The following is a 26,790-nucleotide window of genomic DNA, read 5'->3' on the forward strand; positions in this document are numbered from 1 at the left end:
ACGATGAGCACCATCACCCTGGCGTCGAAGCGCCGCAGGTCGGCCCTTCGAACTCTCGCCTTCATGTCGCCCTGGTTGATCGGCTTCGCGGTCTTCTTCGCCTACCCGCTGATCTCGACGGTCTACTTCTCCTTCATGCACTACGACGGCTTCAGACCGCCGACGTGGAGCGGGACGAAGAACTGGACCTACGTCTTCGAGCACTACCCCTTCTTCTGGCCGGCCCTGCGCAACACCCTCTGGCTGGTCCTGGTCATGGTGACCCTGAGGGTCCTCTTCGGCCTCGGCGTCGGCCTCCTGATCACCAAGATCAAGACGGGCACGGGAGTCTTCCGCACCCTCTTCTACCTGCCCTACCTCGCCCCGCCGGTGGCCGCGACGATGGCCTTCGCGTTCCTGCTGAATCCCGGTACGGGCCCGGTGAACTCGATCCTCGAAAAGGTCGGCATCCCGGCCCCCGGCTGGTTCAACGACCCCACCTGGTCCAAGCCCGCCCTCACCCTGCTCGCCCTGTGGGGCATCGGCGACCTGATGGTCATCTTCATGGCCGCGCTGCTCGACGTACCCCAGGAGCAGTACGAGGCCGCGGAGCTGGACGGCGCGTCGGCGTGGCAGCGGTTCCGGTACGTGACGCTGCCGAACATCTCGCCGATCGTCATGTTCGCCGTCGTCACCGGCGTGATCCAGACGATGCAGTACTACACGCAGCCGCTCATCGCCGGGAAGGTCGCCTCGGGCGTGATCCAGGGCGCGGGCACCCAGTTCGAGCCCGGCTACCCCGAGAAGTCGACCCTCACCCTCCCCCAGCTCGTCTACAACCTCGGCTTCCAGCGCTTCGACTACGGCTCCGCCTGCGTCGTCGCCCTGGTCCTGTTCGCCCTGTCCATGGTGTTCACCGCGTTCCTGATGCGGCGCCGGGGCGGTCTCAACCTGGCAGGTGACTGACCATGGCCCAAGTACTGGACAAACCGGTGCAGTTGAAGGCACCCGTCTCCCCCGCCGAGCGCACGGCCCGCCGCCGGTCGCTCCTGGAGTGGGTCGCGGTCCACTCCCTCGGCGTGGCGGTGGCGCTCTTCTTCGTGCTGCCCTTCGTGTTCGTGTTCCTGACCTCGCTGATGAGCGACACCCAGGCCCTCAGCCGGGACCTGATCCCGCACACCTGGGAGTGGTCCAACTACAGGAAGGTCTTCGACACTCCGGGCTTTGTGACCTGGTGGAAGAACACGCTGATCTACGCGGGACTGGGCACGGTCCTCACCGTGGCGTCGTCGATCCCGGTGGCGTACGCGCTCGCCAAGTTCCGCTTCCGCGGCCGCAATCTGTCGCTGATGCTGGTGATCTCGATGATGATGCTGCCACCGCAGGTGATCATCATCCCGATGTACCTGTTCTGGGCGAAGCAGCTGGACCTGTCGGGCACGCTGTGGCCGCTGATCATCCCGATGGCGTTCGGTGACGCGTTCTCCATCTTCCTGCTGCGCCAGTTCCTGATGACCATTCCGAACGAGTACCTGGACGCGGCGAAGGTGGACGGCTGCGGCGACTTCAGGACCCTCCTGAAGGTCGTCCTGCCCATGGCCAGGCCGGGCATCGCGGCCGTGGGCCTCTTCCAGTTCTTCTACGCCTGGAACGACTACTTCGGCCCGCAGATCTACGCCTCGGAGAACCCGGGCGCCTGGACCCTCTCCTACGGCCTGGAGTCCTTCAAGGGCGCCCACCACACCGACTGGAACCTCACCATGGCCGCGACCGTGCTGGTCATGGCCCCGGTGATCCTCGTCTTCTTCTTCGCGCAGAAGGCATTCGTCGAGGGCGTCACGCTCACCGGAGTGAAGGGTTAACCACGCATGCAGCATCTCCCCGGGGGCAACCCCCGGACCCCCGGCCGATGATCACCGTCCCGCGCGCCCGGAAGCGAGGCAACCTCCAGTGAAACTCACCGTGGTCGGCGGAGGCTCGACCTACACACCCGAACTCATCGACGGCTTCGCCCGGTTGCGTGACACGCTGCCCGTCGAGGAACTGGTCCTCGTCGATCCGGCGCCCGAACGCCTGGAGCTGGTGGGCGGACTTGCCCGCCGTATCTTCGCCCGCCAGGGGCACGACGGCCGGATCGTGGCGACCGACGACCTGGACGCCGGCGTGGACGGCGCCGACGCCGTGCTGCTGCAGCTGCGCGTCGGCGGTCAGGCGGCCCGCGAGCAGGACGAGACATGGCCCCTGGAGTGCGGCTGCGTCGGCCAGGAGACGACCGGCGCGGGCGGCCTGGCCAAGGCGCTGCGCACGGTCCCGGTCGTCCTGGACATCGCGGAACGGGTGCGCCGCACCAACCCGCACGCCTGGATCATCGACTTCACCAACCCGGTCGGCATCGTCACCCGTGCCCTGCTGCAGGCGGGCCACAAGACGGTCGGCCTGTGCAACGTCGCGATCGGCTTCCAGCGGAAGTTCGCGGACCGGCTCGGTATCTCACCGGCCGACGTCCACCTCGACCACGTGGGCCTCAACCACCTCACCTGGGAGACCGGCCTACGTCTCGGCGGCCCCGAGGGCGAGAACGTTCTGCCCAGGCTGCTGGCCGAACACGGCGCCTCGATCGCCGCCGACCTGCGGCTGCCCCGGGCCGTGCTCGACCGCCTGGGCGTGGTCCCGTCGTACTACCTGCGCTACTTCTACGCCCACGACGAGGTCGTACGAGAGCTGCGCACCAAGCCCTCCCGGGCCGCCGAGGTCGCCGAGATGGAGCGGCATCTGCTGAAGATGTACGCCGACCCGGCCCTGGACGAGAAGCCGGCACTGCTCGCCCAGCGCGGCGGCGCCTACTACTCGGAGGCAGCCGTGGATCTGGCGGCCTCGCTGCTGGGCGCGGGCGGCAGCCCGTACCAGGTGGTGAACACCTACAACAAGGGCACGCTGCCGTTCCTGCCGGACGACGCGGTGATCGAGGTTCAGGCGGCGGTCGGTCCGAAGGGACCGCTCCCGCTCGCCGTGCCGTCCGTGGACCCGCTGTACGCGGGTCTGATGGCGAACGTGACGGCGTACGAGGACCTGGCTCTGGAGGCGGCGCTGCGGGGCGGCCGCGACCGGGTCTTCCGGGCCCTGCTCTCCCACCCCCTCATCGGCCAGTACGAGTACGCCGAAGGCCTGACCGACCGACTGATCGCACACAACCGGGAGCATCTCGCGTGGGCATGACCGCACGTGTCCTCGCCGTCGACGCGGGCAACAGCAAGACCGATGTCGCGGTCGTGGCGGCCGACGGAACCGTCCTCGCCACGGCCCGCGGCGGCGGGTTCCGGCCGCCGGTGGTGGGCGTGGACGCGGCGGTGGACGCCCTAGCCGACGCGGTGGGCAGCGCCTTCGCCGCCGCCGGGGCGGAGTCGGTCGACCATGTCTCCGCGTGCCTCGCCAACGCCGACTTCCCCGTGGAGGAGGAGCAGCTGGCGGCCGCGCTGCAGGCGCGCGCGTGGGGCGCGCAGGTGGAGGTCCGCAACGACACCTTCGCCATCCTGCGCGCCGGCATCACCGAACCCCGGGGGGTCGCCGTGGTCTGCGGCGCCGGGATCAACTGCGTCGGCATGCGCCCCGACGGCCGCACCGCCCGCTTCCCCGCACTCGGCCGTATCTCCGGCGACTGGGGCGGCGGCTGGGGGCTGGTGGAGGAAGCGCTGTGGCACGCGGCACGCGCGGAGGACGGCCGCGGCGCACCGACGGCTCTCGCCCGCGTCCTGCCCGCCCACTTCGGCCACTACACCATGCTCGCGCTCATCGAGGCGCTGCACCTCGAAGAGGTGGCGCCCGCCCGCCGCCACGAGCTGACACCGGTGCTCTTCGCCACGGCCGCGGACGGCGACCCGATCGCCCGCGCGATCGTCGACCGGCTCGCGGACGAGGTGGTGGCGATGGCGACGGTGGCACTGACCCGCCTCGATCTGCTGGAGGAGGAGACCCCGGTCCTGCTCGGCGGCGGCGTACTGGCCGCCCAGCACCCCCAACTCAACGACGGAATCAAGGAGTTGCTGGCGACCCGCGCCCCGAAGGCGGTGCCCCGGGTGGTGACGGCGAGCCCGGTGCTGGGGGCGGCGCTGCTGGGGCTGGACCGGGTCCACGCGGGACAGGCGGTGCATGACAGGGTGCGCGCCCACTTCACGGGCAGTCCCAAGGGCGGAACCGATCCGATTCCCACGACGTATTGATGGGCAGGGGGTGATGCGAGCCCCTGCCCTCCCGCCGGAGGCATCCGGCAGGGATACTTGCGGCGACGGATGACCACGGGGGAGGTCAAGGTGACACACCCGCCGAAGAGCAGTACGGCGCCACCGGGGTCCGGCATGCCCACGATGCCGGCCGTGCCGCCGCAGCCGGGACGGCCCGTTCCCCCGCCGCCACCGGGTCCCACGGCCGTGCCCGCGCCCGTTTCGGCGCGCCGTACCGCCTTCGCGGAGGGGGTCGAGCGCCTGCGTGAGGCGGCGACGACCGAGCCGGGGCGGCTGCGCATCATCGGCGCGTTCGTCGCGCTTCTCGTCGTCGCGTTCGGCTCGGTCACCGCCTGGCAGATGACCGACCGCGCGTCCGCCGCCGACCAGGTGCTCACCCGCAGCCAGCCGCTGAGTTCCGACGCGGCCGACATCTACAGATCGCTCGCCGACGCCAACACGGCGGCGGCCAGCGGCTATCTCGCGGGCCCGCAGGAGAAGCCCGAGATGCGTCAGCGGTACGAGCGAGACATCGGCACGGCGGCGGACAAGCTCGTCAAGGCCGCCTCCAACTCCGACCCCGGGTCAAACTCCGCGAAGACCATCGCCGATCTCAACAAGCTGCTGCCGCAGTACAAAGGCCTGATCGAGACGGCCCGGGCCAACAACCGGCAGGGCTACCCGGTGGGCAGCGCCTACCTGCGCGCGGCGAACGAGCAGATGCAGCAGCAGATGCTGCCGAAGGCCGAGGCCCTGTACCAGAAGGAGAACCAGCGGCTGAGCTCGGACTACTCCGACGCGAAGTCGTTCCCGTGGGCCGCGGTCGGCCTCGGCCTCCTCGCGCTCGGCGGCCTTGCCTGGGCCCAGCACCGCAACTACCTGCGCACCAACCGGGTGTTGAACCACGGTCTGGTCACCGCGTCGGCCGCCTCCGTGGTGGTCCTGCTCTGGCTCGTCGTCGGTCACACCGTCGCCCGCGCGGGGCTGAGCGACTCCTACGACCACGGCGTCCGCTCACTGAACGTCCTGCATGACGCCCGCATCGCGTCCCTGACCGCCCGCAGCGACGAGAACCTCAGCCTCATCCGCCGCGGCGCGGACACCCAGGTCGTGGGCGGCAAGCCCGTGGACGCCTACGCCGTGGGGTACGACCAGCAGATCGGCGAGCTGGCCACGTCGCTCACCAGGGCCGGCGGTCTCGCCGACGACTCCGCGGGCAGGAAACCCGTACAGGACGCGGACAGCTTCATGAAAGCGTGGAAGGACCGGCACGTCGTCGCCCAGGGCCTGAACGACAAGGGTGAGTACCAGCAGGCCCGTGACAAGGTCATCGGCGTCGGCAAGGACCCGACGAGCGTGTGCTTCGACAATGTGGACGCCGCTCTGGAGAAGGCACTCACCCACGAGCAGACCGAGTTCCAGCAGGCGGCGGGCGACGGCAAGGACGCACTGACCGGCCTGCCGTACGGGGCGGCGGTCCTCGCCGTCCTGGGCGCGGCCGGCGCGGTGCTGGGTATCGGGCGCAGGCTTTCGGAGTACCGGTGAGAGGGGGCGTGGAGATGCATGCACACCGTCTGGCGCGACGTCTGCGGGCCGGCCTCCGGGGCTGGGGCGGCGTCGGCGCGATGGCGGCCGTGTGCGCCCTCGCGCTGGCCTTCGCGCTGCTGCTGCCCCTGACGCAGTCGAGCGGAGCGGCCGGCGCCACGGGCAGCGGCGCTCAGGGCGTCGCCCAGGGCAGCCAGATCAAGGCCGACGACTGCAAGACGCTGAACGACCCGCAGGACCGGAGCCTGTCCCCGTCGGGCGGCGACGGCGGCACACAGACCCTCGACAAGATCAAGGCCCGCAAGGACCGGCGTCTGATCGTCGGCATCGACACCAACAGCTACCGCTGGGGCTACCTCAACCCGAACAACACCTCCGGCGCGCTGGAGGGCTTCGACATCGACCTCGTCCACCGGATCGCCAAGGACATCCTCGGCGACGCGGACGCGGTCTCGTTCAAGGCGATCCCCACCAGCCGCCGTATCGACGCGATCCAGAACGGCGAGGTCGACATGGTGGTCCGCACCATGACGATCAACTGCGACCGGCTGAGCCAGGTCGCGTTCTCCGCGCCCTACTTCAGAACCGGCCAGCAGGTCCTCGCCCCCCGCACCTCGACGATCACCGGGTACAACGGCACGCTCGCCCACAAGAAGGTCTGCTCGGCCGACAGTTCGACGGCGCTGGACCGTCTGCAGTCGGACCAGAAGGCCGGCAGGCTCCCGGCCGGCACCGACATCAAGACGGTGGTCCCCAACCAGCTGGACTGCCTGGTGAAGTTGCAGCTCGGCGCGGTCGACGCGGTGGTCACGGACGGCGCGCTCGCCGCGAGCCAGGCCGCGCAGGACCCGACGGTGGAGCTCAAGGGCGGCCTGTTCACCGACGAGTACTACGGCGTGGCGATGAAACTGCACTCCGACGATCTGGTACGCCAGGTCAACCGGACCCTGCAGAACTACGTCAAGGACGGTGGCTGGGCGGACTCGTACGAGAAGTGGCTGCACCCCACCCTGGACCAGGGCGACAAGAAGTCGGCGTCCGCGACCCCTCCCGCCGCCCACTACAAGTGACCGACCACCGGACGCAGAGACCACACCACGGACCACGACAGCAGCGAGAGGTGATCGATGGGCGTCACGGACCCCGCCGGGCCGGTGATGGACCGGGACGAGGTGGACCGTGCGCTGGCGCGGCTCGGCGCCGAGCACGAGGCGATCGAGACCTCGCTCCTCGCCCTCCAGGACCACGCGGGCCGCAGACTCCTGGAGGGCGCGGAGCTCACCGGCGTCACCAAGGAGCGCTGGGCTGCCGCGGAGACGTCGATCACGCTGCTGTGGGCGTACTTCGACGCGTACACGGACGCGCTGCGCTCGGCCCGGGAGATCCGCTCCCGCCGCCGCTGGTCCAGCCGTGAGGACCTGGTGGAGCTGACGGAGCTGCTGCGCGGCGAGTCCGTGACGCTCGCGGGTTCGACGACGGCCACGGCGAACGCGCCGACGCTGACCGGCGGTTCGGGCAAGCTCAGCCGGCGGTTCTCCCTGGCCGGCCTCGTCGACCTGATGAACGACCTGTACGCGACGAGCCTGGACATGGTCGTCACCGCAGACGCGGTCTGGTCGGCGCTGCCCGCGCGGATCGATTTACTGGCCGCGGAACTCCAGCGCACCCGCAAACTCGCCCACTCGGTCGGCGTACGCCCCGGCGAGCACCCCTCCGGGGACGACCTGGAGCTGATCACGCGCACCCTGACGTCCCTGCGCGAGCAGGTGGTGTCCGACCCGCTCGCGTACTGGATTCCCGCGCAGGGGAGTTCGGCGCCCGGCGGTGGCCGGCCGGACACCACGGTGTACGACCGGGAGGCGCGCGCTCTGGAGGAGGTGCGCCGGGAGATCGACGCCGTGCTCACCGTCCGGCAGGACGCGGAACAGCGGCTGGTGCGGCTGCGGGACGTCCTCGGCCGCGCGGACCGCACCCTCGCCGAGGCACGCAGCGCACGGGGGGAGGTCCTCGCGAAGATCGCCGCGACGGAGGTGCCCGTGGTCAGCGGTCCGCCGACCGTGCTGCAGGAGCAGCTGGCGACGGCCGCCGAGTACCGCAGACACGCCCAGTGGCACCGCCTGTCCCCGCTCCTGGAGTCCCTGGAGGAGAAGGCGGAGGACGAACTGCTGCGCGCCCGCGAGTCGTTGACCGCGGTCACCGCGCCGCTCGCGGTCCGCGCGGAGCTGCGCGGCCGCCTCGACGCGTACAAGGCGAAGGTCGCCCGGCACGGGTACGCCGAGGACCCGTTCCTGATCGAGCGGTACGACGCGGCGCGCCGCATGCTGTGGAGCGCGCCGTGCGATCTGCGCGTCGCCGAGCAGGCCGTGCTGCGCTTCCAGCAGGCGGCCGCCGAAGTGCTGGCCGGCCCGCGCGTTCCGGGGCAGAGCGGGCCCGAGGACCGCAGGGGGCCCGGAGCGTGAGTGACAGAGGGGGTGCTGTGACGTCATGAGTCAGGCGCAGCAGAACTGCCAGCGGCCGGGGTGCGAGGGCGCCTACGACAACGTGGGCGACGGCGAGCTGTACTGCGACACCTGCGGCCTCGCGCCGGTCGTGTCGCCGACAGGCATGGTGAGTTCGCCGGCCACGGGCATCACGGGCGGCGGCAGGGGGTCGCAGGGCAGCGGCAGTTCGCGTTCCAGCGGCCGCAGCAGCCGTAGCAGCTCGCGTACGTCCTCGCAGTCGTCGAAGTCGCGGCGCTCGGTGTCGGGACGCCTGTCCCGTTCCCTTTCGGGCCGTTCCACGGGCCGTGCGGTGTCGGTCAGGAGCTCCGGTTCCTCCACGAACACCAGTGCCCGCGGCCGGCTGGGCGTCGGCCTGGTGCAGGTGCCGGACGTGCCGCGGCCCGACCCGCGCGCGATGGTGCTGGACAACCCGGAGGTGCCCGAGCGCAAGCGGTTCTGCTCGCGCTCCGACTGCGGGGCGCCGGTCGGCCGGGCGCGCGGTGAGCGGCCTGGTCGTACGGAGGGCTTCTGCACCAAGTGCGGCCACCCGTACTCCTTCGTGCCGAAGCTGAAGGCCTCCGACGTGGTGCACGGCCAGTACGAGGTCGTGGGCTGTCTGGCGCACGGTGGGCTCGGCTGGGTCTACCTCGCCGTGGACAAGGCGGTCTCCGACCGGTGGGTGGTCCTCAAGGGCCTGCTCGACACCGGCGACCAGGACGCGATGGCGGCGGCGATCTCCGAGCGGCGCTTCCTGGCCGAGATCGAGCACTCCAACATCGTGCGGATCTACAACTTCGTGGAGCACCTCGACCAGCGCACCGGTTCGCTCGACGGCTACATCGTCATGGAGTACGTCGGCGGCAAGTCGCTGAAGGAGATCGCCAACTCGCGCCGTACGTCCACGGGCAAGCGGGATCCGCTGCCGGTGGAGCAGGCGTGCGCGTACGGCATCGAGGCCCTGGAGGCGCTCGGTCATCTGCACAGCCGCAACCTGCTGTACTGCGACTTCAAGGTCGACAACGCGATCCAGACCGAGGACCAGCTCAAGCTGATCGACATGGGCGCGGTGCGCAGGATGGACGACGAGGAGTCGGCCATCTACGGCACGGTGGGCTACCAGGCGCCGGAGGTCGCGGAGGTCGGCCCGTCGGTGGCGTCCGACCTGTACACGGTCGCCCGCACCCTGGCCGTCCTGGCCTTCGACTTCCAGGGCTACACGAACGTCTTCGTGGACTCGCTGCCCGACCCGGACAACATCGAGGTCTTCCGGCAGTACGAGTCCTTCTACCGCTTCCTGGTCCGGGCCACCGACCCGGACCCGGCCCGCCGGTTCGCCTCCGCGCAGGAGATGGCGGAGCAGCTGACGGGCGTGCTGCGCGAGGTGGTGTCGCTGCAGACGGGGCGGGCCCGGCCCGCGCTGTCGACTCTGCTGGGGCCCGAACTGAAGGTCACGGACCCGGAGTTGTTCCCGAAGCTGGAGGGGGACGTGTCGCTGCTCGGGGCACGGGTGGCGGGCAGGCAGAACAAGCAGAAGGGGAAGCAGCAGCAACCCGCTCTTCCCGCCTTCGCGAACGGCAGCCCGGCGATCGTCAAGCCGGTCAACTCCCCCGTCGCCGCTCTCGCCCTGCCCGTCCCCCGAGTCGACCCCTCCGACCCGAACGCCGGTTTCCTGGCGGGCCTGATGACGACCGCGCCGGCCGAGCTGCTGGGGGCGCTCGCCGCGGCGCCGGCCTCGTCGGTCGAGACGCGCCTGCGGCAGATCCGCGCCTGGCTGGAGAACGGCGACGCGTACACCGCGCTGGAGGCCCTGCGGAACCTGGAGGAGGAGCGTCCCGACGACTGGCGGGTCGTCTGGTACCGGGGCGTGGCCGCACTGGCGACCGGCGACCACGAGGGGGCCGCGCTCGCCTTCGACGCGATCTACGACGCGTTCCCGGGCGAGCCCGCGCCCAAGCTGGCGCTCGGCCTGTGCGCGGAGGTGCTGGGCCAGCTGGACAACGCGGCCGAGTACTACCGGCTGGTCTGGTCGACCGACCCGAGCTATGTGAGCGCCGCGTTCGGTCTGGCCCGCGTCCAGCTCGCGGCCGGGGACCGCACCGGCGCCGTACAGACGCTGGAGTCGGTGCCGGAGTCGTCCATCCACTACACGGCCGCGCGGGTGGCCGCCGTCCGGGCGCGGCTGCGCGGGCGCACGGCGAGTGCCGCCGACGTACCGTTCCTGGGCGACCTGACCGCCGCCGCCGGGCAGGTCGAGGCGCTGGACGCGTACGGTCTGGACCCGGCGCGCCGGGAGCAGTTGTCGGCCGAGGTCCTCGGCTGCGCGCTGGACTGGATACTCTCCGGGGGCCGGGGTTCCGCACCCGCGGGACAGCAGGTGCTGCTCGGCAGTGACCTGGACGAGCGGGGACTCCGCTTCGGCCTGGAGCGCTCGTACCGCACGCTGGCCCGGCTGGCGCGGGGCGGCGAGGAGAGGATCGACCTGGTGGAACGTGCCAACCGTTACCGCCCCCGGACGTGGGTGTAGTTGATGTCGCAGATGCCCCAGCAGGCCGCCCTGTCGAACTGCCCGAGCTGCGAGTGGCCGCTCGAGTCGGGTGACCGTTTCTGCGGTGCGTGCGGATACGACCTGTCCGTGGTGCCCGTACCGCCGGACGACCATCCGACGGTCGCCCTGAACGGCTCGGCCCCGCCCGCGGGCGACGGCGCCGGCGCCTGGCCGCTCGCCGCCGGGCCCGGCAGCTCCGGCGCCCCGGTGCCAACACATCTGCCGACGGACCTGCCCGGGCAGGACTCGGGCGGCTCCCCGCTGCCGCCGGAGCCGTCACCGCCCACCGGATCGCCGGTGTCCGCGGCCTCCGGCGTGCGCTTCGACCGGCCGCCGGAGCCCGACGAATACCCGCTGCAGGCACCGGATCCGCGCGTCGCCGACCTCGCGGCCTCCGCCGAGGAGGCCAAGATGTGTGTGGCCTGCCGCGCCGGCCGTGTCGACAGCGACGGCTACTGCGAGAACTGCGGGCACGCACAGCCCCGGGAGCGCGATCACATGGAGCAGGAGTGCGGCCCGCTGGCCGCCGTCAGTGACCGCGGCCTGCGCCACCACCGCAACGAGGACGCGTTCGGCCTCGGCCACACCGCGCTGCCCGACGGCTCCCCCGTGTCCCTGGCCGTCGTCTGCGACGGCGTCTCCTCGGCGACCCGCCCCGACGACGCCTCACTCGCCGCGGCCCGCGCCGCGAGCGAGTCCCTGTCGGCCGCGCTGCCCCGCGGCACGCACCCGCAGCAGGCCATGCACGACGCGATCGTCGCCGCCTCGCACGCGGTGAACGTCCTGGCCGCCGAGCCCGCCACCGCCCGCGAGCACAGCCCGCACCAGAACGCGCCCGCGTGCACGATCGTCGGTGCCGTCGTCACGGCGGGGCTGCTGGTCGTCGGCTGGGTCGGCGACAGCCGCGCCTACTGGATCCCGGTGGACCGCGCCTCGCCCCCGGCCCGGCTCACCGAGGACGACTCATGGGCCGCGCAGATGGTCTCCGCGGGCCTGATGAGCGAGGCCGAGGCGTACGCCGACGAGCGCGCCCACGCGATCACGGGCTGGCTGGGCGCGGACGCCTACGAGCTGGAGCCGCACACCGCTTCCTTCAAGCCGGACCGGCCCGGCGTGGTGGTGGTGTGCACGGACGGGCTGTGGAACTACGCGGAGGCGGCCGGGGAGCTGGCCGAGGTCGTGCCGCTGGATGCCGCGGTACGTCCGCTGCACAGCGCCCGCGTGCTGGTCGGTCACGCCCTGGACGGCGGGGGCCACGACAACGTAACAGTGGCCGTCGTGCCGTTCCCCGCCGTGTCTCAGGGGGCAGGATCGGACTGAGGCGGGCCCATAGAGCACCACGGGGTTCCGGCGGACCGGAGGGGACCGGTCCGCATCCAGGTATCGCCTCGCACCTGTGAGGTTTTCAAGGGGGATTTGAGTAGGCATGGCCAATTTCTCGAAGTCCAACGTGCCGCAGTTCTCGATGGACGTGTACCAGAACGAGTACCTGCCGGAGGCCGGCCGTGAGGTCAACGCGATCGTCACGGTGACCGCCACCGGGGGCGGCACGGTCGGCAGCGCGGTCGCCGCGCCCCACCTATACGCGCCGGGGCGGGGCCCGTCGGCGGCGGTGGCGATCATGGTCGACTGCTCCGGCTCGATGGACTACCCGCCGGCCAAGATGCGCAACGCCCGCGACGCGACGGCCGCCGCCGTCGACACCCTGCGCGACGGAGTGCACTTCGCGGTGATCGGCGGCACGCACGTCGCCAAGGAGGTCTATCCGGGCGGCGGGCGCCTCGCGGTCGCCGACGCCACCACCCGCGACCAGGCCAAGCAGGCCCTGCGCAAGCTCAGCGCGGGCGGCGGCACGGCCATCGGCACCTGGCTGCGCCTCGCCGACCGTCTGCTCTCGTCCGCCGACGTCGCCATCCGGCACGGCATCCTGCTCACCGACGGCCGCAACGAGCACGAGTCGCCCGAGGACCTCAGGGCCGCCCTGGACTCCTGTGCCGGACGGTTCACCTGTGACGCACGGGGCGTGGGCACCGACTGGGAAGTGAAAGAAGTCACAGGAATCGCCTCCGCCCTCCTCGGCACCGCCGACATCGTCGCCGACCCGGCCGGCCTCGCCGCCGACTTCACGCAGATGATGGAGACGGCCATGGGCAAGGAGGTCGCCGACGTCGCCCTCAGGCTGTGGACGCCGGTCGGCACCGCCATCAAGTTCGTCAAGCAAGTCGCGCCCACCGTCGAGGAGTTGACCGACCGCCGCACCGAGGCCGGCCCGCGCGCCGGGGACTACCCCACCGGCTCCTGGGGAGACGAGTCCCGCGACTACCACGTCTGCGTCGAGGTTCCGGCCGCCAACGTCGGCCAGGAGATGCTCGCCGCCCGGGTCTCGCTCGTCGTCCCGCAGCCCGACGGCGGCGCCCAGAACCTCGGCGCCCAGGGCCTGGTGAGGGCCGTGTGGACCGACGACATGGCGGCTTCGACGTCGATCAACCCCCAGGTCGCCCACTACACGGGCCAGGCCGAACTGGCACAGGCCATCCAACAAGGGCTGGATCTTCGCAAAGCGGGCGATTTCGACGGAGCAACGGCCAAACTGGGCCGGGCCGTTCAGCTCGCGAGTGCCTCCGGAAACGCGGATACTGCGAAACTGCTTGCGAAGGTGGTGGACGTGGTCGATGCCTCGACAGGTACTGTGCGACTGAAGGCGAAGGTCGAGGAGGCCGACGAGATGACCCTCGAGACCCGGTCCACAAAGACTGTTCGTGTAAAGAAGTGACATAGCAAGCCGCGAGCCCGGCCCCCTGGGGTTGGAGAAACCCGGCCCGCGGGCCGGAACAGGAGAGGGGGAAGCGCCGACATGCCGACCTGCCCGAACGGACACCAGTCGGGTTCCGACGACTGGTGCGAGGTCTGCGGTCACCGCATGGCCGGTGCCGTACCCCCGCCCCCTCCGCCACCCCCGCCCGGCGGTGGCTACGGCTTCCCCCCGCCCGGCCCGGGCCAGCCCGGCCAGCCCGGCGGCCGTCCGCACCTGTCCGCCGTGCCCGACCACGAGCCGGAGCTCTGCCCGCAGTGCCGTACGCCCCGCGAGGGCGGCGCGCCGTTCTGCGAGGAGTGCCGGTGGAACTTCCTGACGAACACGGCGACCTCGTACACCCCGGCCGCCCCGCGCCCGCCGGCGCCCGGCCCTGCCGTGCACTTCCAGCAGCAGCCGCCTCCGGGACCGTCGTACGGCGGCGGTGACTCGTACGAGTACCAGGGCTCGCGCCCGTCCCGGATGAACCGTCCCGCCGAGCCGATCCCGCCCTTCGGCAGCGAGCCGTCCGGCCCCGCCGGGTTCGGCGACGACCCGCGCCCCGGCGGCCCGTACGGCAACGACCCACGTCCCGGCGGCCCGTACGGCAACGACCCGCGCCCCGGCGGCCCCTCCGGCTTCGGCGGCGACCCGTCCCGCCCGGTCCCGCCGCCGCCCGGACCGACACCGACCACCGCTCCCGGTGGCCCGGGAGGCTACGGCGGCCCCGGAGGGTACGGCGAACCCCAGGGTCCCGGTCACGGCGGTCACGGTGGTCCCGGCCCTGGTGGTCCCGGTGGTGCCCCGCAGGCGTTCCAGCAGCCCGGTCCGCCGGCCCCGCCCGCCTACCCGCAGGAGACGGGCCGGCCGCCGCAGCCCGGCGGACCCTCCGGCTTCGGCGGTGACGACGACTGGGTGATCTCCCCGCCGTCCGGTGGCCCGGGCGGCCCCGGTGGCCAGGGTGCTCCCGGCGGTCCGGGCGGTCCCGGCGGTCCGGGCGGTCCCGGCCAGGGCGGTGGCTACGGCTATCCGCAGCCCGGCTCCGCCCAGGCCCCGCCCCCGCCCGGCCAGGGCTACCCGCAGCAGCCCGCCGGCCCCGCCACCTGGATCGCCACCATCGGTCCGGACCGCGAGTACTTCATGGCGATGATGCAGCGCTCCGGCCCCGAGGCCGCGGGTCTCAACCTGCCCGCGTACTCGCCCGAGCAGCAGCGCACCCTCAGCGGCAACCAGATCACCATCGGCCGCCGCCGGCACTCCACCGGCGAGTCCCCCGACATCGATCTGGCGGTGCCGCCGGAGGACCCGGGCGTCTCGCACCAGCACGCGGTGCTGGTCCAGCAGCCGGACGGCAGCTGGGCGGTCGTCGACCAGAACTCGACGAACGGCACCACGGTCAACGGCTCCGAGGAGCCCATCCAGCCCTTCGTGCCGGTACCGCTGCAGGACGGCGACCGGGTGCACGTGGGCGCCTGGACGACGATCACGATCCGCAGGGGCTAGACGCCACGCCTGCGGCGGCCGTTGTCCGGCTGCGGCACCGTCGTGGCCGGTCGCGCGGTTCCCTGCGCCCCTTCGGGGCCCTACCGAACCGTCGGCTTCACCGGAGGGGCCAGGTGTACGGGCCCTCCGGATCGTCCAGCCACGCCCACTCACGGTCCCCGGCGACCGTGATGCCGTAGCGCTCGCGTTGCGGCTGGTCCTCGCGCTCCCACAGCTCGTACGCCTCCTGGGGGTCGAGGCTGCCGCGGGTCAGGGCGAGCAGGAACCGGAACAGTTCGTGCTCCCTGGCCCGGCGTGGAATCGCATCGAGGTGTGAAGGTTCCGGTTCGGGGCGGCTCTCGCCGCGCAACGGCACGAAGTAGGCGGCTGTGTGGAGGAAACGGCCCTCCCCGTGCCCGGGGCCCCGGACCGTCAGGGCGATCAGGCCGGTGGCCAGGGGCGCCAGGATGCGGGCGCCGGGGTTGCACTGGGCGAGCCAGGCGGGCGGGACCGAGGCCAGGGTGCAGGTCGCGATGATCCGGTCGAAGGGGGCGCGTGCGGGGACTCCCCGGGCGCCGTCGCCGGTGACGACGGCCGGGTGGTGTCCGGCGGCGGCCAGGTGCCTGCGCGCCGACTCGGTGATCTCCGGCTCCAGATCGACGGTGGTGACCAGGTCGTCGTCGCTGAGCCGGTGCGCCAGCAGGGCCGCGTTGTAGCCGGTGCCGGCGCCGACCTCCAGCACCCTGTCGCCGTCCTCGACCCTCAGCTCGGCCAGCATCTTCGCCATCAGCGACGGCTGGCTGCTGGAGGAGACCAGCTCGCCGTCGCGCAGCCGCGTGGCCAGCGGAACGTCGGCGTAGGCACCGCGCACCCACCGCTCACGCGTCCGCCGATCGGGACTCTCGCCCCAGCGCCGCTCATAGCCGCCCTTGACGCCGACGTAGTAGTACGGCACGAACAGATGGCGCGGCACCGCCTCGAACGCCCCCCGCCACACCGGGTCGTCGTCCCAGGCCCCGCTCGCGTCGATCTCCCGCACGAGTGCTGCCCGCGCCGAGACCGCGAGATCGGCGAGGTCCCTGTCGTCCTCGTCGTCCCTGTCGTCCTTGTCGAGAGCATGCGCGCCCATATGTCCACTGTGCTGCGGGACGGGGCGCGAGGCGAGCACCGGAGCCGGCCGATCCGGAATCGCTCCTTCCCGGCGGGCCGGGCGTGAGTGGTCCTACGCCTTGAGTCCTGGTCCACCCGGTCTGAGAGCATGGACGGGTGAATGAGATTCGGCGCGGCACGCTTCAGGAGCAGACCTTCTACGAGCAGGTCGGCGGGGAGGAGACCTTCCGCCGCCTCGTCCACCGTTTCTACGAGGGTGTGGCCGAGGACCCGATCCTCAAGCCCATGTACCCCGAGGAGGACCTCGGCCCGGCCGAGGAGCGCCTCACGCTGTTCCTGATCCAGTACTGGGGCGGCCCGACGACGTACAGCGACAACCGCGGCCACCCCCGTCTGCGGATGCGCCACGTCCCCTTCACCGTGAACCGCGAGGCGCACGACGCCTGGCTGAAGCACATGCGGGTCGCCGTCGACGAACTCGGCCTCTCCGCGGAGCACGAGCAGCAGCTGTGGAAGTACCTGACCTACGCCGCCGCCTCGATGGTGAACACCCCGGACTGACCGCTGACCGCGCCCGCATGATGTGCGGATTCTGGTCGTAAGCCGCCGAAATCCGGTCACGATCCGGTCAGGCCGTGGGCACAAGCGCTTACCCGTGACCCGCCCCCTCTGGCAACATCGCCCGGAGTCCGGGCCGCCACAGGGGTTGGCGTGACGGCGCTGGGTGCCGTGGGCCGGTTCGTCCTGTCACGTGCCCGTGCGCACCGCTTCCTGCTCGCCGCGGCGCTGCTCACCGTCCTGCTGACCACCGCCGTCCTGGCCACGTTCGCCGCCTACTCGGGCGCGATCGGCGACGCGTCTCTGCGCCACTCCCTGCGGAGCCCGCAGAACGCCGCCGGCGCCGCGCTGATCGTCAAGGCGGACGAGCCGGCCCACCGGCGCGCGGCAGCCGGCAGGACCGTACGGGAGGGCGCGCGGCGGACGTTCGACGGGCTGCCGGTGACCGTGCGGACCTGGGTGCGCTCGGGCCCGTACGGACTGCCGCGTTCGTTGCAGTCGCCGGCCGAGCGGTCCGGGGACCCTGATCTGACGCATGTCGCGGCGCTGGACCCGACGCAGGTGCGGGTCGAGTCGGGACGAGCACCCCGCGAGGGCTCCGGCACCGCAGTCGAGGCGGCCCTGCCGCAGACCGCCGCCCAGCGCCTCGGCCTGGGACCCGGCGCCCGCCTCACCGTCACCGACCGGCTCGGCGGCCCGAAGGCGCACGTCCCGCTCACCGGTCTGTACCGGCCCGCGCAGGCGGACGCGCCCTACTGTCGGCTGGACGCAGACGCCGAAGCTCAGCGGACGCTGACGTTCAGTGCCCCAAGTCCCGCCCGTCGTACGGCGATCGACCCGAACGGCGTGCGCAGCCGCAGCCACGCACCCGACGAGAACAACGCCTGCCCCTCCGCACCGTGAGGGGACCGCAGGAAGCCGAGCGACTGTGCCGCGTGCGCGGCCCGCACCGGGAGACCGGTGTCGCCGACAGCCCGGGACCAGATCTCCCCTCCGATACGGTCGAGTTCGGCCCGCGTACGCTGCTCCGGCGCCAACTCCTGCGTACGGGACCGGAATTCAGCGACCGCCGCGCCGACCATCGCCCGCAGGGCGTCCGGCGCCGGGAGCCCCGGTTCGGCACGCCAGCCACCGCGCGGCGGCAGCACCCCGGCCCACGGCGGACCGGTCACCGCGGCCGGCACAGCTGCCGTGGCGGCCGACTCGTCGACCGACTCCAGGAGTTCACCGGCGGACACGGTCACATCGAGCGTGACGTCCAGCCCGTCCTCGTACGGCTTGGCGAGCCGGACCGCCCGGATCGCCAGCACCTCGAAGGACGGCGGCCGCCCGAAGACGGCGAGCGCGGTACCGGCCGCCTGCAGCCGCACCGCCGCCGAACGGTCGTAGTGGATCAGCCGGGAGAGGAAGGCCGCGAGATCCGCCGCCTCCCCCTCGTCAGCAAGGTGGAGCACCGTCATGCGGCGACGGCCTCCTCCTCGGCCTCGTCCCGGTACCCCTCCAGGAACTCCCGCTCATCCGAGGTGATCCTGCGCGGACGCTGCGCCTCGAAGTCGAACGGCACGACCACCGTGCACGCCCGTACATAGACCAGGTCGTCGTCCTTCACCTCGCAGGTGATGGTGAAGGACGCCGCCCTGATCTCGGTGATCCACAGTTCGATGTCCACGGGGTGGTGCCGGTGGACCAACTGCCGCTTGTAGTCGATCTCATGGCGCGCCACCACGGACCCCTGCTTGAAGTCCTTCTCCGGGCGGAAGAGGAAGTCGATACGGGCTTCTTCCAGGTAGCGGATGAAGACCGCGTTGTTGACGTGGCCGTACGCGTCCATGTCCGACCAGCGCAGGGGGCAACGGTAGATGTGGCGCAAGATCGATCAGCCCCGGGTCAGCTTCTTGTACGTGGCACGGTGCGGACGCGCGGCGTCCGGCCCCAGCCGCTCGACCTTGTTCTTCTCGTACGACTCGAAGTTGCCCTCGAACCAGAACCACTTGGAGTCACCCTCGTAGGCGAGGATGTGCGTGGCGACGCGGTCCAGGAACCACCGGTCGTGGGAGACGACCACCGCCGCGCCCGGGAACTCGAGCAGCGCGTTCTCCAGCGAGGACAGGGTCTCGACGTCGAGGTCGTTCGTCGGCTCGTCGAGGAGCAGCAGGTTGCCGCCCTGCTTGAGGGTGAGCGCCAGGTTGAGGCGGTTGCGCTCACCACCGGAGAGGACTCCGGCCGGCTTCTGCTGGTCGGGACCCTTGAAACCGAAGGCCGAGACATAGGCACGGCTCGGCATCTCGACCTGGCCGACATTGATGTAGTCGAGCTCGTCACTCACGACGGCCCACAGCGACTTCTTCGGGTCGATGTTCTCGCGGCTCTGGTCGACGTACGAGATCTTGACGGTCTCGCCGACCTTGATCGAACCGGAGTCGGGTGTCTCCAGCCCCTGGATCATCTTGAAGAGGGTGGTCTTGCCGGCGCCGTTCGGGCCGATGACACCGACGATGCCGTTACGCGGCAGCGTGAAGCTCAGATCATCGATGAGGACCTTGTCCCCGAAGGCCTTGCTGAGGTTGTTGACCTCGACGACCACGCTGCCCAGCCGGGGGCCCGGCGGGATCTGGATCTCCTCGAAGTCCAGCTTCCGCATCTTGTCCGCCTCGGCGGCCATCTCCTCGTAGCGGGACAGACGCGCCTTCGACTTGGCCTGCCGGCCCTTGGCGTTGGAGCGGACCCAGTCGAGCTCTTCCTTGAGCCTCTTCGCGCGCTTGGCGTCCTTCTGCCCCTCGACCTTGAGGCGGGAGGCCTTCTTGTCGAGGTACGTGGAGTAGTTGCCCTCGTACGGGTGGGCACGGCCGCGGTCCAGCTCGAGGATCCACTCGGCGACGTTGTCCAGGAAGTACCGGTCGTGGGTGACGGCGACGACGGTGCCCGCGTACTTCGCCAGGTGCTGCTCCAGCCACTGCACGGACTCGGCGTCCAGGTGGTTGGTGGGCTCGTCGAGCAGCAGCAGGTCGGGGGCTTCCAGGAGCAGCTTGCAGAGCGCGACGCGACGCCGCTCACCACCGGAGAGGTTGGTGACGGGCCAGTCGCCGGGCGGGCAGCCCAGGGCGTCCATGGCCTGCTCAAGCTGGGTGTCCAGGTCCCACGCGTTGGCGTGGTCCAGGTCGTCCTGGAGCTTGCCCATCTCCTCCATGAGCGCGTCCGAGTAGTCGGTCGCCATGAGTTCGGCGACCTCGTTGAAGCGCTTGAGCTTGCCCATGATCTCGGCGGCGCCGTCCTGCACGTTCTCCAGCACCGTCTTGGACTCGTCCAGGGGCGGCTCCTGCAGGAGCATGCCCACGGAGTAGCCGGGCGACAGGAAGGCGTCACCGTTGGACGGCTGCTCAAGCCCGGCCATGATCTTGAGAACGGTGGACTTACCGGCACCGTTCGGACCGACCACACCGATCTTCGCGCCGGGCAGGAAGCTCAGCGTCACGTCGTCAAGGATCACCTTGTCGCCGTGCGCCTTACGCGTCTTGCGCATGGTGTAGATGTACTCAGCCAAGAGAAACCGTCCGGCAGCTTGAATTCTGGCAGTGGGCAGATACACCCCATCTTGCCTGACGTCCACCCTCCGGGGGAAACCCATATGGCCGAGGGCCCCCGACCTGGACGTTCGGTGAGCGCCAGTAGCCGACCTGTCACTGGTTGTCCCCGTCGGCCGCTGCCGAGCGACCTCGCACGGCCCGGAGACGGCCCGAGCGGGACAACGTGAGAGCTGGGCCACGGCCATGGATGCGGGCGGGAGAGGCCTCCTCACCCCTCCCGCCACGGGTCACTCGGACCGCCCCCTGAAGAGCGCCTTCCAGCAGATGCACCCCGCAGAGATCACCTCCGAGGAGAGGATGCCGATGGTCCCGCTGATCGGCACACCCTCCGCGGGCGGTCCCCACCCGCATGTCGCTTTGGTCGAGATTCACCCTTCTCGGGTCAATCGTGAGGTGTCAAGCAATTCTAGTGATTGCGACAAAGCCTGATGAACCTCCCAAGCGGATCCGCAAGTGAAAGCGGCGCCGCACGTACAACGCAGGGAACCTCGGTTGGCTCTAGATTTTTCGGAGTCCGGCGGTCTGTGGATGTCGAGAACGTGCCACCGGCTCCGTCCCAGGGACATCAGCGGCCACCACCGGCCGCACGAGGAAGAAGAAGAAGGAGAAACCAGCATGGCGATTCAGCGGATGGACAACGTCGGCATCGTCGTCGAGGACATGGATGCCGCCGTCGCGTTCTTCGTGGAACTCGGTATGGAGCTGGAGGGCAGGGGGGAGGTCGAGGGCCCCTTCGCCGACCAGTGCACCGGACTCGACGGCGTCCGCTGTGACATCGCGATGATGCGGACCCCGGACGGTCACAGCCGGCTGGAGCTGGCGAAGTACCGCAGCCCCGAGGTGATCAGCGCCGGGCCGCGCAACCGGCCGCACAACATTCTGGGCACGCACCGCGTCATGTTCGCCGTCGACGACATCGAGGACACCGTTGCCCGCCTGCGCCCGCACGGCGCCGAACTCGTCGGCGAGATCGCCCGGTTCGAGGACGTCTATCTGCTCTGCTACCTCCGCGGCCCGGAGGGCATCATCATCGGACTGGCCCAGCAACTGAGCTGAGCAGGAGGAAGCGAACCGCTCAGCCGAACGGACGCCATGAGACGGACCCCGCAGAGCCCCCGCGGTAGCGGCGGGCGTGACGGTCAGTGGCCATCAGCCGCCCCGGGAAGCCGCCGGGCCAGCAGCAGGGCTGCCACCGCGGTCACCCCCACGGCCCCGGCGGCCACACCCACAGCGCCCACTGCACCCACGGACCGGAAGGCGCGCGAGGAGCGCCAGGACAGAACCGACCACTGCGACTGCGCGGACAGCACCGACCCCTTGCTCAGCCAGGATCCGGCCGAGAGCAGTGAGAGCGCCGAGCCGATTGATCCGACGGACAGGGCGCTCCCGATCGACCCGACGGACAGCGCCGAGCCGAGGGAGCCGATGGACAGTGCCGACCCCACCGAGCCGATCGACAGCACCGAGTCCTGCGACCACAGGGACAGCAAGGAGCCCGAGGGGGCGTGAGGCGTGGGCAGTGCGGGGGGCTCGGTCATGAGGCCATCCTGCCCAGCGGACGGGCGGCTCGCACGACAGTGCCCCGAGACGCCTCAGCGCAGGGCCGCGGCGAACTCGGCGCGGTGCGCGACGGTGTGGTCGCGTTCGCGCCTGGACCAGGCGATACGGGCGAGGATCTCGTCCTCGCCCGCACCGTGCGGCCCGGGTCGGCCGAGGTATCCGTGCCACCAGCGGGCGTTGCGGGCCTGACGGCCCATCAGGCGACGCAGGCTCACTCCTGCGTCGGCGCCTCCTTCTTTCCTACGAGCACCAGTGCCGCGCCTCCGATCACGACGAGCGCGATGGCGACGCCCACGATCAGCGGGGTCGCGCTGGAGCCGCCGGTCGCGGCGAGGTTGGTGTCGTCCGCCGTGCCGCCCACCGATGCGGGGCTGGGTTCACTGAGGATCTGGGTCGCGTCGCCACTCGCGCTGCCCTGTGTCCTGCAGTCGAGAATGCCGGTGAACCGCTTCGCGAGTCCGCCCGGCGCCTTGATCGTGAAGTCGTAGACCTGGTCTTCCTGCAGCGGGATCGTCACCGTGCGGGACTGGCCCGCGGGGATGCCGTACTCGCTCCCCATCAGCTCGAAGGTGAACGCCTCGTCGCCCTGGTTGGCGGCGGTGATGTCAACGCCGCCCTTCGCGCAGTTCTTCGCCGCGGACAGCGCTGGTATCGGCCCCTTCTCGGCCCAGGTCGCGCCGGCCTGCGCCGAGACCGTCGACTCGCTGGACCCGGCCAGGATCTGCGTCTGGCTGCGGGTCTCGGAGGCGAAGGCTCGGCCCACCGGCACGGTGGTCGAGGCCTGCACGGTGATCTCGGCCGAACCTCCCCCGCTGCCCGACGCGTCGGCGGTGCCCCCGGCGGCATCCTCGGGAACGTCGAAGAAGATCTGACTGCCGTTCACCGCGGATGTGAGCGGCTTGCCGTCCTTTCCGACGATCCGCACCCCGCTGGTCGCCGCGTCCGCCGGCGGCGTGACAGCCACGCCCGTCGCGTTGGTGTGCACGGTCACCGGGCCGAGCAGTTCGCCGGGCCGGCCGGAGACCGCGGGCGGGTCGAGCGTCAGCGACGCCTGGGGCTCCGCCAGGTCCGCGGCGCTCTTGTGGAGATAGTCGGCGAGCTTCTCGGCCTGCGGGTCGACCGCGTCCACGTCGGCCGCGTCCGAGTAGCGCCAGATGGCCACCTGGGTGCCGGCCGCCGCGTCCTGTTCGGTCAGGCCGCCCTGGACGCCGGCCTTCGCTGCGAGCGCCGCGAGGTCGTTGACCTGCGGATAGGAGTTCTGCAGGATCCAACGGATCTTGCCGGCGTCCTTGTTCGTACCCAGCGAGGTCCCGCTCCAGGCGGTCTCCTGGTACTTGGCGTCCCGCTGCGTGGGGTGCTGGATGTCGACGCAGTACGTCTGCAGGGTGCCGCCCCCGTCGACGGACATCTCGAACAGGCCAGCCGAGACCTGTTGGTCGCCGGTGTCTTCGTGGATCACGGCCGCGCCGTAGGTCTTGAGGCCGCCTATGGTGGCGGTTGCCCCGCCCTGGCTCTGTGCCGTCTCCTCTGCGGTGGCCGCACCGGCTCCGGCGAGCACGCCCGCCGCCACGAGACCGGACACCAACGTCGCAGCGGCGAGGCGGGCGGCGCCTCGCTTGCTCACGGACAGCGCGGAGAAAGAAGAAAACACCAAATCCCCTTCGAGCAGGACCCATTGATGTGGGGGTGTGGTCCCACCAGCAGAATCAGAAGCCCCGAGAGCTATGCCCGGCATCCTAAGGAGGCGGCGCACCCACGCTTGCCGGTCATGCTCTCGGACAAGCGATCCGACTCGGAATTGTTATCGCCGAGACGGCCTGTGAGCAGGGCTTATCGACAAATCCACCGGTTCGCGCGGAACGCATTCACCGATAAGCCGCAGTACGGTCAGCTCAGGACACCCTCTGACATCTGGTATCTGGTATCGCCATCTGACACCTGACATCACGTCATTGCAGCGGCTACCGCCTCACGTTGGGCCGGTGCCGCCCCGGAGTCCCCTGGCTGCGTCTCCCAGTTGGGCTCTGGATGATGCTGTGCCGTGGCTGTCGTCCCCGTCCCCATTCCCGTCTCCGGCCTGCCAGTTCGCCGGAAGGCCGACGTCCCCCGCGACAGGTCGTGGCCGATCGACACCGCGTCGAGATCCGCCGAGGTCCGGCTCTGCCCCTCGCGCGTCTCCGAACGGACCTTGAGCCTGCCCTGGACGATGACGGGGTCGCCCACGTTGAGTGACGACGTCACGTTCAGGGCCAGATGGCGGTTCGCCCACACCGTGAAGAAGTTGGTATGGCCGTCGGTCCACTCGTTCTTCTCCCGGTCCAGATAGCGCGTGGTCACCGCCAGCCGGAACCGCGCCGAAGGCCCCGACGCCAGCTCCCGGAACACAGGCTGCGTCGCCACGTTCCCCACGGCACAGATGGTCGTCTCGTTCATCACGAACCCCTCCCTCGCCCGGCCGCCGAGGCCGGACGGACATGCCGACGGGCCCGTCCCGTGCAGCTGCGTCTGCCGCTGCGACCGCGTCCCTCGCGACCGCCGCACAACCAGACTGCCTCCGCCGGGCCGAGCCCGCTGAGCCCTGTGGACCGCCCTCCACCTGTGGAAAACTCCGTCACCCGGACGAGCGGCCTCAGGACGCCCCTGACGAGTGATCACCCACCGAGGGCCTCGCCCTCACACTCCGATAATCACCGCCGCGTCCCAGGAACCAGTCCCCGCTCCGGGGCCCGCCCGTCCCGCACCGGGCCGCCGGGGTACCCTCCGCCGAGGCCCCCAGGCCCCGAGTCACCGAGTCACCGAGTCACCGAGTCACCGAGTCACCGAGTCACCGAGTCACGGTCCCCGCCCCAGCTCCCGTAACCCGCCCGTACTGCTCCCGGACCTCCCGGTACCGCAGCAGCTCCGCCGCCACCGGATCCAGTACCCGGGCCCTTCCGCACCCGGCGGCCGCCTCCCGCAGTCGCCGCTCCGCATCGGTGCCGTAGCGCCGGGCCGGCCCGCGTGCGGCCATCCGGCAGCTCCACTCGACGAGCGGGCCGCCGACGATTCCGGTCAGCATCAACAGCACCGGCACCCCCAGGTTCGGCACCATGAACCCGATGATCTGCCCCAACAGCCAGAGCCCGCCTACGATTTGAAGAAGCGTCATGGCGGCCTGGGCCAGCACGGCCACGGGCCACCAGCCCGGTCGCGGCGGCTTGCCCGGCGGCAGACCTGCCCGTGCTGCCAGGTCGTCGAGCGCCTCGGGCAGCCCCTGGGAGCCGCGTGCGGCCGCCTCGCGCACCGCCTGCGCCCACGGCGCGGGCAGCCCGGTGGAGGCCCGGTCGGCCAGCGTCCGTACGGCCTGCTCGACGCGTTGGCGCGCCGTGGCCTCCTCGTCCGTCTGGGAGCGCAACGGCAGCCGCCCCGTGGCCGGTTCGTACCGGTCCTGGTACCACCGCCACAACCGCAGCCAGGGGGTCCCGCACGCCCGGTTGGCGTTGCGCACCCACGCGCGTTCGGCGGCCTCGCCCGCGGCGGAGGCCCCCACCGCGTCCGCGAGCCGGGCGGCGAACTCATCGCGCGCCTCCTCGCTCAGACCGGTGCGCCGCCGCGTGGTGTAAACGGGCCTGAGCCCCGCCGCCGCACTGTCCAGATCCGCCGAGATCCGGCGCGCTGGAGCCCCGCGCTCCGCCACGAACTGGCCGAGCGCCTCGCGCAGTTCACCGATGCCGTCTCCGGTGAGCGCGGACAGTGCGAGCACGGTGGCACCGGGTTCGCCGTACTCGCCCAGCGCGATCCCGTCCTCGTCGAGCAGCCGCCGAAGGTCGTCGAGGACCTGGTCGGTGGCCTCGCCGGGCAGCCGGTCGGTCTGGTTCAGGACGACGAACATGACCTCCGCGTGCCCCGCCATGGGCCGCAGATAGCGCTCGTGGAGCATGGCATCCGCGTACTTCTCGGGATCGACGACCCAGATGACGGCGTCGACGAGGGCCAGGACGCGGTCCACCTGCTCGCGGTGCTGTACGGCCGCCGAGTCGTGGTCGGGCAGGTCGACCAGGACGAGCCCGCGCAACTGCGCCTCGGCGTCCGCGTTCTGCAACGGGCGCCGGCGCAGCCGGGGCGGAATGCCGAGTCGCTCGATGAGGCTGGCCGCGCCGTCGCTCCAACTGCACGCGATGGGCGTCGCCGTGGTGGGCCGCCGCACGCCGGTCTCCGAAATGGGCACCCCGGCCAGCGCGTTGAACAGCTGCGACTTTCCGCTGCCCGTCGCGCCCGCGATGGCGACGACGGTGTGCTGTCCGGAGAGCCTGCGCCGCGCCGCGGCCTCGTCGAGCACCCGGCCGGCCTCGGCGAGAGTCCGGCTGTCGAGCCGAGCGCGCGAGAGTCCGACGAGTTCCCGCAGCGCCTCCAGCCGCGACCGCAGGGGGGCGTCGTAGGCGAGCGGGCCCACGCTCTGGGCACTGTGCGCGCGGGTCTCCACCACTACGACCTGCTCGGCGCCTGTGCCCTCTTCGGTCACACGTCGCGCGATCAGCCCGTCGTCCCAGGCACCCGCGGGGTCCGTACGAGTGCCCGAGCGGTTGTCCGTACGACCGTCCGAGCCGCTGTCCGTACGACTGGTGGCGTCACCGCCCGCCACGCGCGCGTGGTCGTCGTTCACGTGTGTGCCGGCCGTGCCCGAGCCGCCACCCACAGCCTCCCCCTCCGCGGGCAGCCCCTGCCCACCTTTCCCGCCCGTACGGCCCTTCCCGCCCTTTCCGGAAGTGCCCCCTTCGGGGAGGCGCTCTTCGGGACGCCCACCCCCGGCGCCCTGTTCACTCGCATGATCGGCGCGTTCCGCATGATCGGCGTGTTCCCGGCGATCCGTATCGTCCCTGCGATCCGTATCGTCATTGCGACCCGTATCGTCCTTGCGATCCGTATGGTCCGTGTGGTCCTGGTCAGTGACGGCAGTCAC

Annotated in this window: 23 protein-coding genes and 1 pseudogene; 14 read left to right on the top strand and 10 right to left on the bottom strand. The window is 71.2% G+C overall.

Features of this window, described 5'->3' with window-relative positions; translation table 11 throughout:
* Window positions 1-3: 3 nt before the first annotated feature.
* The 7 genes from OOK07_RS14655 (at window position 4) to OOK07_RS14685 (ending at window position 8,200) form a co-directional block, all read left to right on the top strand.
* On the top strand, window positions 4-945 hold the full coding sequence (locus OOK07_RS14655; RefSeq protein ID WP_266680431.1) for a carbohydrate ABC transporter permease: 942 nt from the start codon (window positions 4-6) through the stop codon (window positions 943-945).
* A gap of 2 nt (window positions 946-947) precedes the next feature.
* Window positions 948-1,841: a carbohydrate ABC transporter permease gene (locus tag OOK07_RS14660; RefSeq protein WP_266796847.1), complete on the top strand. Its 894-nt coding sequence runs from the start codon at window positions 948-950 to the stop codon at window positions 1,839-1,841.
* Window positions 1,842-1,929: 88 nt separating this feature from the next.
* The gene (locus OOK07_RS14665; RefSeq protein ID WP_266796849.1) at window positions 1,930-3,195 is read left to right on the top strand and encodes a 6-phospho-beta-glucosidase; all 1,266 of its coding nucleotides are present in this window, start codon (window positions 1,930-1,932) and stop codon (window positions 3,193-3,195) included.
* On the top strand, window positions 3,192-4,196 hold the full coding sequence (locus tag OOK07_RS14670) for an N-acetylglucosamine kinase (RefSeq protein ID WP_406311707.1): 1,005 nt from the start codon (window positions 3,192-3,194) through the stop codon (window positions 4,194-4,196). Before OOK07_RS14665 ends, OOK07_RS14670 begins: the two co-directional genes overlap by 4 nt.
* Before the next feature lie 90 nt (window positions 4,197-4,286).
* On the top strand, window positions 4,287-5,741 hold the full coding sequence (locus tag OOK07_RS14675; RefSeq protein WP_266680439.1) for a GlnX family signal transduction membrane protein: 1,455 nt from the start codon (window positions 4,287-4,289) through the stop codon (window positions 5,739-5,741).
* A 14-nt stretch (window positions 5,742-5,755) separates the two neighbouring features.
* A complete protein-coding gene (locus tag OOK07_RS14680) occupies window positions 5,756-6,811 on the top strand; it encodes a glutamate ABC transporter substrate-binding protein (protein ID WP_266680441.1) in 1,056 nt (351 codons plus the stop codon).
* Between the two features lie 57 nt (window positions 6,812-6,868).
* Window positions 6,869-8,200, top strand: a complete 1,332-nt coding sequence (locus tag OOK07_RS14685) for a hypothetical protein (protein WP_266680443.1) — start codon at window positions 6,869-6,871, stop codon at window positions 8,198-8,200.
* Window positions 8,201-8,272: 72 nt separating this feature from the next.
* On the opposite strand, the gene OOK07_RS43670 is transcribed toward OOK07_RS14685, so the two are convergent.
* Window positions 8,273-8,521 carry a hypothetical protein gene (locus tag OOK07_RS43670; protein WP_524540316.1) on the bottom strand — a complete coding sequence of 83 codons (249 nt, stop codon included), beginning with the start codon at window positions 8,519-8,521 and terminating at the stop codon, window positions 8,273-8,275.
* A 10-nt stretch (window positions 8,522-8,531) separates the two neighbouring features.
* Between OOK07_RS43670 and OOK07_RS14690 the strand changes: the two genes are divergently transcribed.
* The 4 genes from OOK07_RS14690 to OOK07_RS14705 all read left to right on the top strand — a co-directional run bounded on the left by OOK07_RS14690 (window position 8,532) and on the right by OOK07_RS14705 (window position 15,060).
* Window positions 8,532-10,745, top strand: a complete 2,214-nt coding sequence (locus OOK07_RS14690; protein ID WP_524540317.1) for a tetratricopeptide repeat protein — start codon at window positions 8,532-8,534, stop codon at window positions 10,743-10,745.
* Window positions 10,746-12,086: a PP2C family protein-serine/threonine phosphatase gene (locus tag OOK07_RS14695; RefSeq protein WP_266796854.1), complete on the top strand. Its 1,341-nt coding sequence runs from the start codon at window positions 10,746-10,748 to the stop codon at window positions 12,084-12,086. It abuts the gene before it with no gap.
* A 106-nt stretch (window positions 12,087-12,192) separates the two neighbouring features.
* Window positions 12,193-13,539 (top strand): vWA domain-containing protein, encoded by a 1,347-nt coding sequence (locus OOK07_RS14700; protein ID WP_266680449.1) that lies wholly within the window; start codon window positions 12,193-12,195, stop codon window positions 13,537-13,539.
* Between the two features lie 81 nt (window positions 13,540-13,620).
* Window positions 13,621-15,060 carry an FHA domain-containing protein gene (locus tag OOK07_RS14705; protein WP_266796856.1) on the top strand — a complete coding sequence of 480 codons (1,440 nt, stop codon included), beginning with the start codon at window positions 13,621-13,623 and terminating at the stop codon, window positions 15,058-15,060.
* Between the two features lie 97 nt (window positions 15,061-15,157).
* Here OOK07_RS14705 and OOK07_RS14710 read toward each other — a convergent pair whose 3' ends face one another.
* Window positions 15,158-16,168 carry a methyltransferase domain-containing protein gene (locus OOK07_RS14710; protein ID WP_266796857.1) on the bottom strand — a complete coding sequence of 337 codons (1,011 nt, stop codon included), beginning with the start codon at window positions 16,166-16,168 and terminating at the stop codon, window positions 15,158-15,160.
* A 137-nt stretch (window positions 16,169-16,305) separates the two neighbouring features.
* On the opposite strand from OOK07_RS14710, the gene OOK07_RS14715 reads away from it, so the two are divergent.
* Both OOK07_RS14715 and OOK07_RS14720 read left to right on the top strand, forming a co-directional pair.
* A complete protein-coding gene (locus tag OOK07_RS14715) occupies window positions 16,306-16,710 on the top strand; it encodes a globin (protein ID WP_266680455.1) in 405 nt (134 codons plus the stop codon).
* A gap of 150 nt (window positions 16,711-16,860) precedes the next feature.
* Window positions 16,861-17,475, top strand: a pseudogene (locus tag OOK07_RS14720) (ABC transporter permease); the annotation flags it as partial.
* Window positions 17,476-17,489: 14 nt separating this feature from the next.
* Here the strand turns inward: OOK07_RS14720 and OOK07_RS14725 are convergent.
* From OOK07_RS14725 to ettA, 3 genes are read right to left on the bottom strand one after another with little or no spacing between them, the layout of a single operon-like run.
* Window positions 17,490-18,167 (bottom strand): DUF8010 domain-containing protein, encoded by a 678-nt coding sequence (locus OOK07_RS14725; protein WP_266796858.1) that lies wholly within the window; start codon window positions 18,165-18,167, stop codon window positions 17,490-17,492.
* Window positions 18,164-18,577 (bottom strand): acyl-CoA thioesterase, encoded by a 414-nt coding sequence (locus OOK07_RS14730; protein WP_266796859.1) that lies wholly within the window; start codon window positions 18,575-18,577, stop codon window positions 18,164-18,166. The genes OOK07_RS14725 and OOK07_RS14730 overlap by 4 nt, the downstream gene beginning before the upstream one ends.
* Before the next feature lie 6 nt (window positions 18,578-18,583).
* The gene (gene ettA / locus OOK07_RS14735) at window positions 18,584-20,248 is read right to left on the bottom strand and encodes an energy-dependent translational throttle protein EttA (RefSeq protein ID WP_266514570.1); all 1,665 of its coding nucleotides are present in this window, start codon (window positions 20,246-20,248) and stop codon (window positions 18,584-18,586) included.
* A 658-nt stretch (window positions 20,249-20,906) separates the two neighbouring features.
* Here ettA and OOK07_RS14740 point away from each other — a divergent pair.
* Window positions 20,907-21,347, top strand: coding sequence for a VOC family protein (locus OOK07_RS14740; protein ID WP_266680461.1), 441 nt, complete (start codon window positions 20,907-20,909; stop codon window positions 21,345-21,347).
* 83 nt (window positions 21,348-21,430) lie between these two features.
* Here OOK07_RS14740 and OOK07_RS14745 read toward each other — a convergent pair whose 3' ends face one another.
* From OOK07_RS14745 to OOK07_RS14765, 5 genes are all read right to left on the bottom strand, one after another.
* Entirely contained in the window at window positions 21,431-21,829 is a 399-nt protein-coding gene (locus OOK07_RS14745; protein WP_266796862.1) for a hypothetical protein, read from the bottom strand.
* A gap of 54 nt (window positions 21,830-21,883) precedes the next feature.
* Entirely contained in the window at window positions 21,884-22,066 is a 183-nt protein-coding gene (locus OOK07_RS14750; RefSeq protein ID WP_266796864.1) for a hypothetical protein, read from the bottom strand.
* Window positions 22,063-23,502: a Cys-Gln thioester bond-forming surface protein gene (locus OOK07_RS14755; protein WP_266680467.1), complete on the bottom strand. Its 1,440-nt coding sequence runs from the start codon at window positions 23,500-23,502 to the stop codon at window positions 22,063-22,065. The genes OOK07_RS14750 and OOK07_RS14755 overlap by 4 nt, the downstream gene beginning before the upstream one ends.
* 293 nt (window positions 23,503-23,795) lie before the next feature.
* The gene (locus tag OOK07_RS14760) at window positions 23,796-24,284 is read right to left on the bottom strand and encodes a single-stranded DNA-binding protein (RefSeq protein ID WP_266680469.1); all 489 of its coding nucleotides are present in this window, start codon (window positions 24,282-24,284) and stop codon (window positions 23,796-23,798) included.
* Window positions 24,285-24,675: 391 nt separating this feature from the next.
* Complete coding sequence (locus OOK07_RS14765; protein ID WP_405672060.1) at window positions 24,676-26,790, bottom strand: GTPase; 2,115 nt, start codon at window positions 26,788-26,790, stop codon at window positions 24,676-24,678.

The sequence above is a fragment of the Streptomyces sp. NBC_00078 genome, assembly GCF_026343335.1.
GTDB lineage: Bacteria > Actinomycetota > Actinomycetes > Streptomycetales > Streptomycetaceae > Streptomyces.

Bases quoted from the DNA above. Each gene is read 5' to 3' on its own strand.
- OOK07_RS14725 (WP_266796858.1), bottom strand. From the start codon at position 18,167: ATGACGGTGCTCCACCTTGCTGACGAGGGGGAGGCGGCGGATCTCGCG.
- OOK07_RS14760 (WP_266680469.1), bottom strand. From the start codon at position 24,284: ATGAACGAGACGACCATCTGTGCCGTGGGGAACGTGGCGACGCAGCCT.
- OOK07_RS14710 (WP_266796857.1), bottom strand. From the start codon at position 16,168: ATGGGCGCGCATGCTCTCGACAAGGACGACAGGGACGACGAGGACGAC.
- OOK07_RS14740 (WP_266680461.1), top strand. From the start codon at position 20,907: ATGGCGATTCAGCGGATGGACAACGTCGGCATCGTCGTCGAGGACATG.
- OOK07_RS14700 (WP_266680449.1), top strand. From the start codon at position 12,193: ATGGCCAATTTCTCGAAGTCCAACGTGCCGCAGTTCTCGATGGACGTG.
- OOK07_RS14745 (WP_266796862.1), bottom strand. From the start codon at position 21,829: ATGACCGAGCCCCCCGCACTGCCCACGCCTCACGCCCCCTCGGGCTCC.
- OOK07_RS14680 (WP_266680441.1), top strand. From the start codon at position 5,756: ATGCATGCACACCGTCTGGCGCGACGTCTGCGGGCCGGCCTCCGGGGC.
- OOK07_RS14655 (WP_266680431.1), top strand. From the start codon at position 4: ATGAGCACCATCACCCTGGCGTCGAAGCGCCGCAGGTCGGCCCTTCGA.
- OOK07_RS14685 (WP_266680443.1), top strand. From the start codon at position 6,869: ATGGGCGTCACGGACCCCGCCGGGCCGGTGATGGACCGGGACGAGGTG.
- OOK07_RS14705 (WP_266796856.1), top strand. From the start codon at position 13,621: ATGCCGACCTGCCCGAACGGACACCAGTCGGGTTCCGACGACTGGTGC.
- OOK07_RS14660 (WP_266796847.1), top strand. From the start codon at position 948: ATGGCCCAAGTACTGGACAAACCGGTGCAGTTGAAGGCACCCGTCTCC.
- OOK07_RS14670 (WP_406311707.1), top strand. From the start codon at position 3,192: ATGACCGCACGTGTCCTCGCCGTCGACGCGGGCAACAGCAAGACCGAT.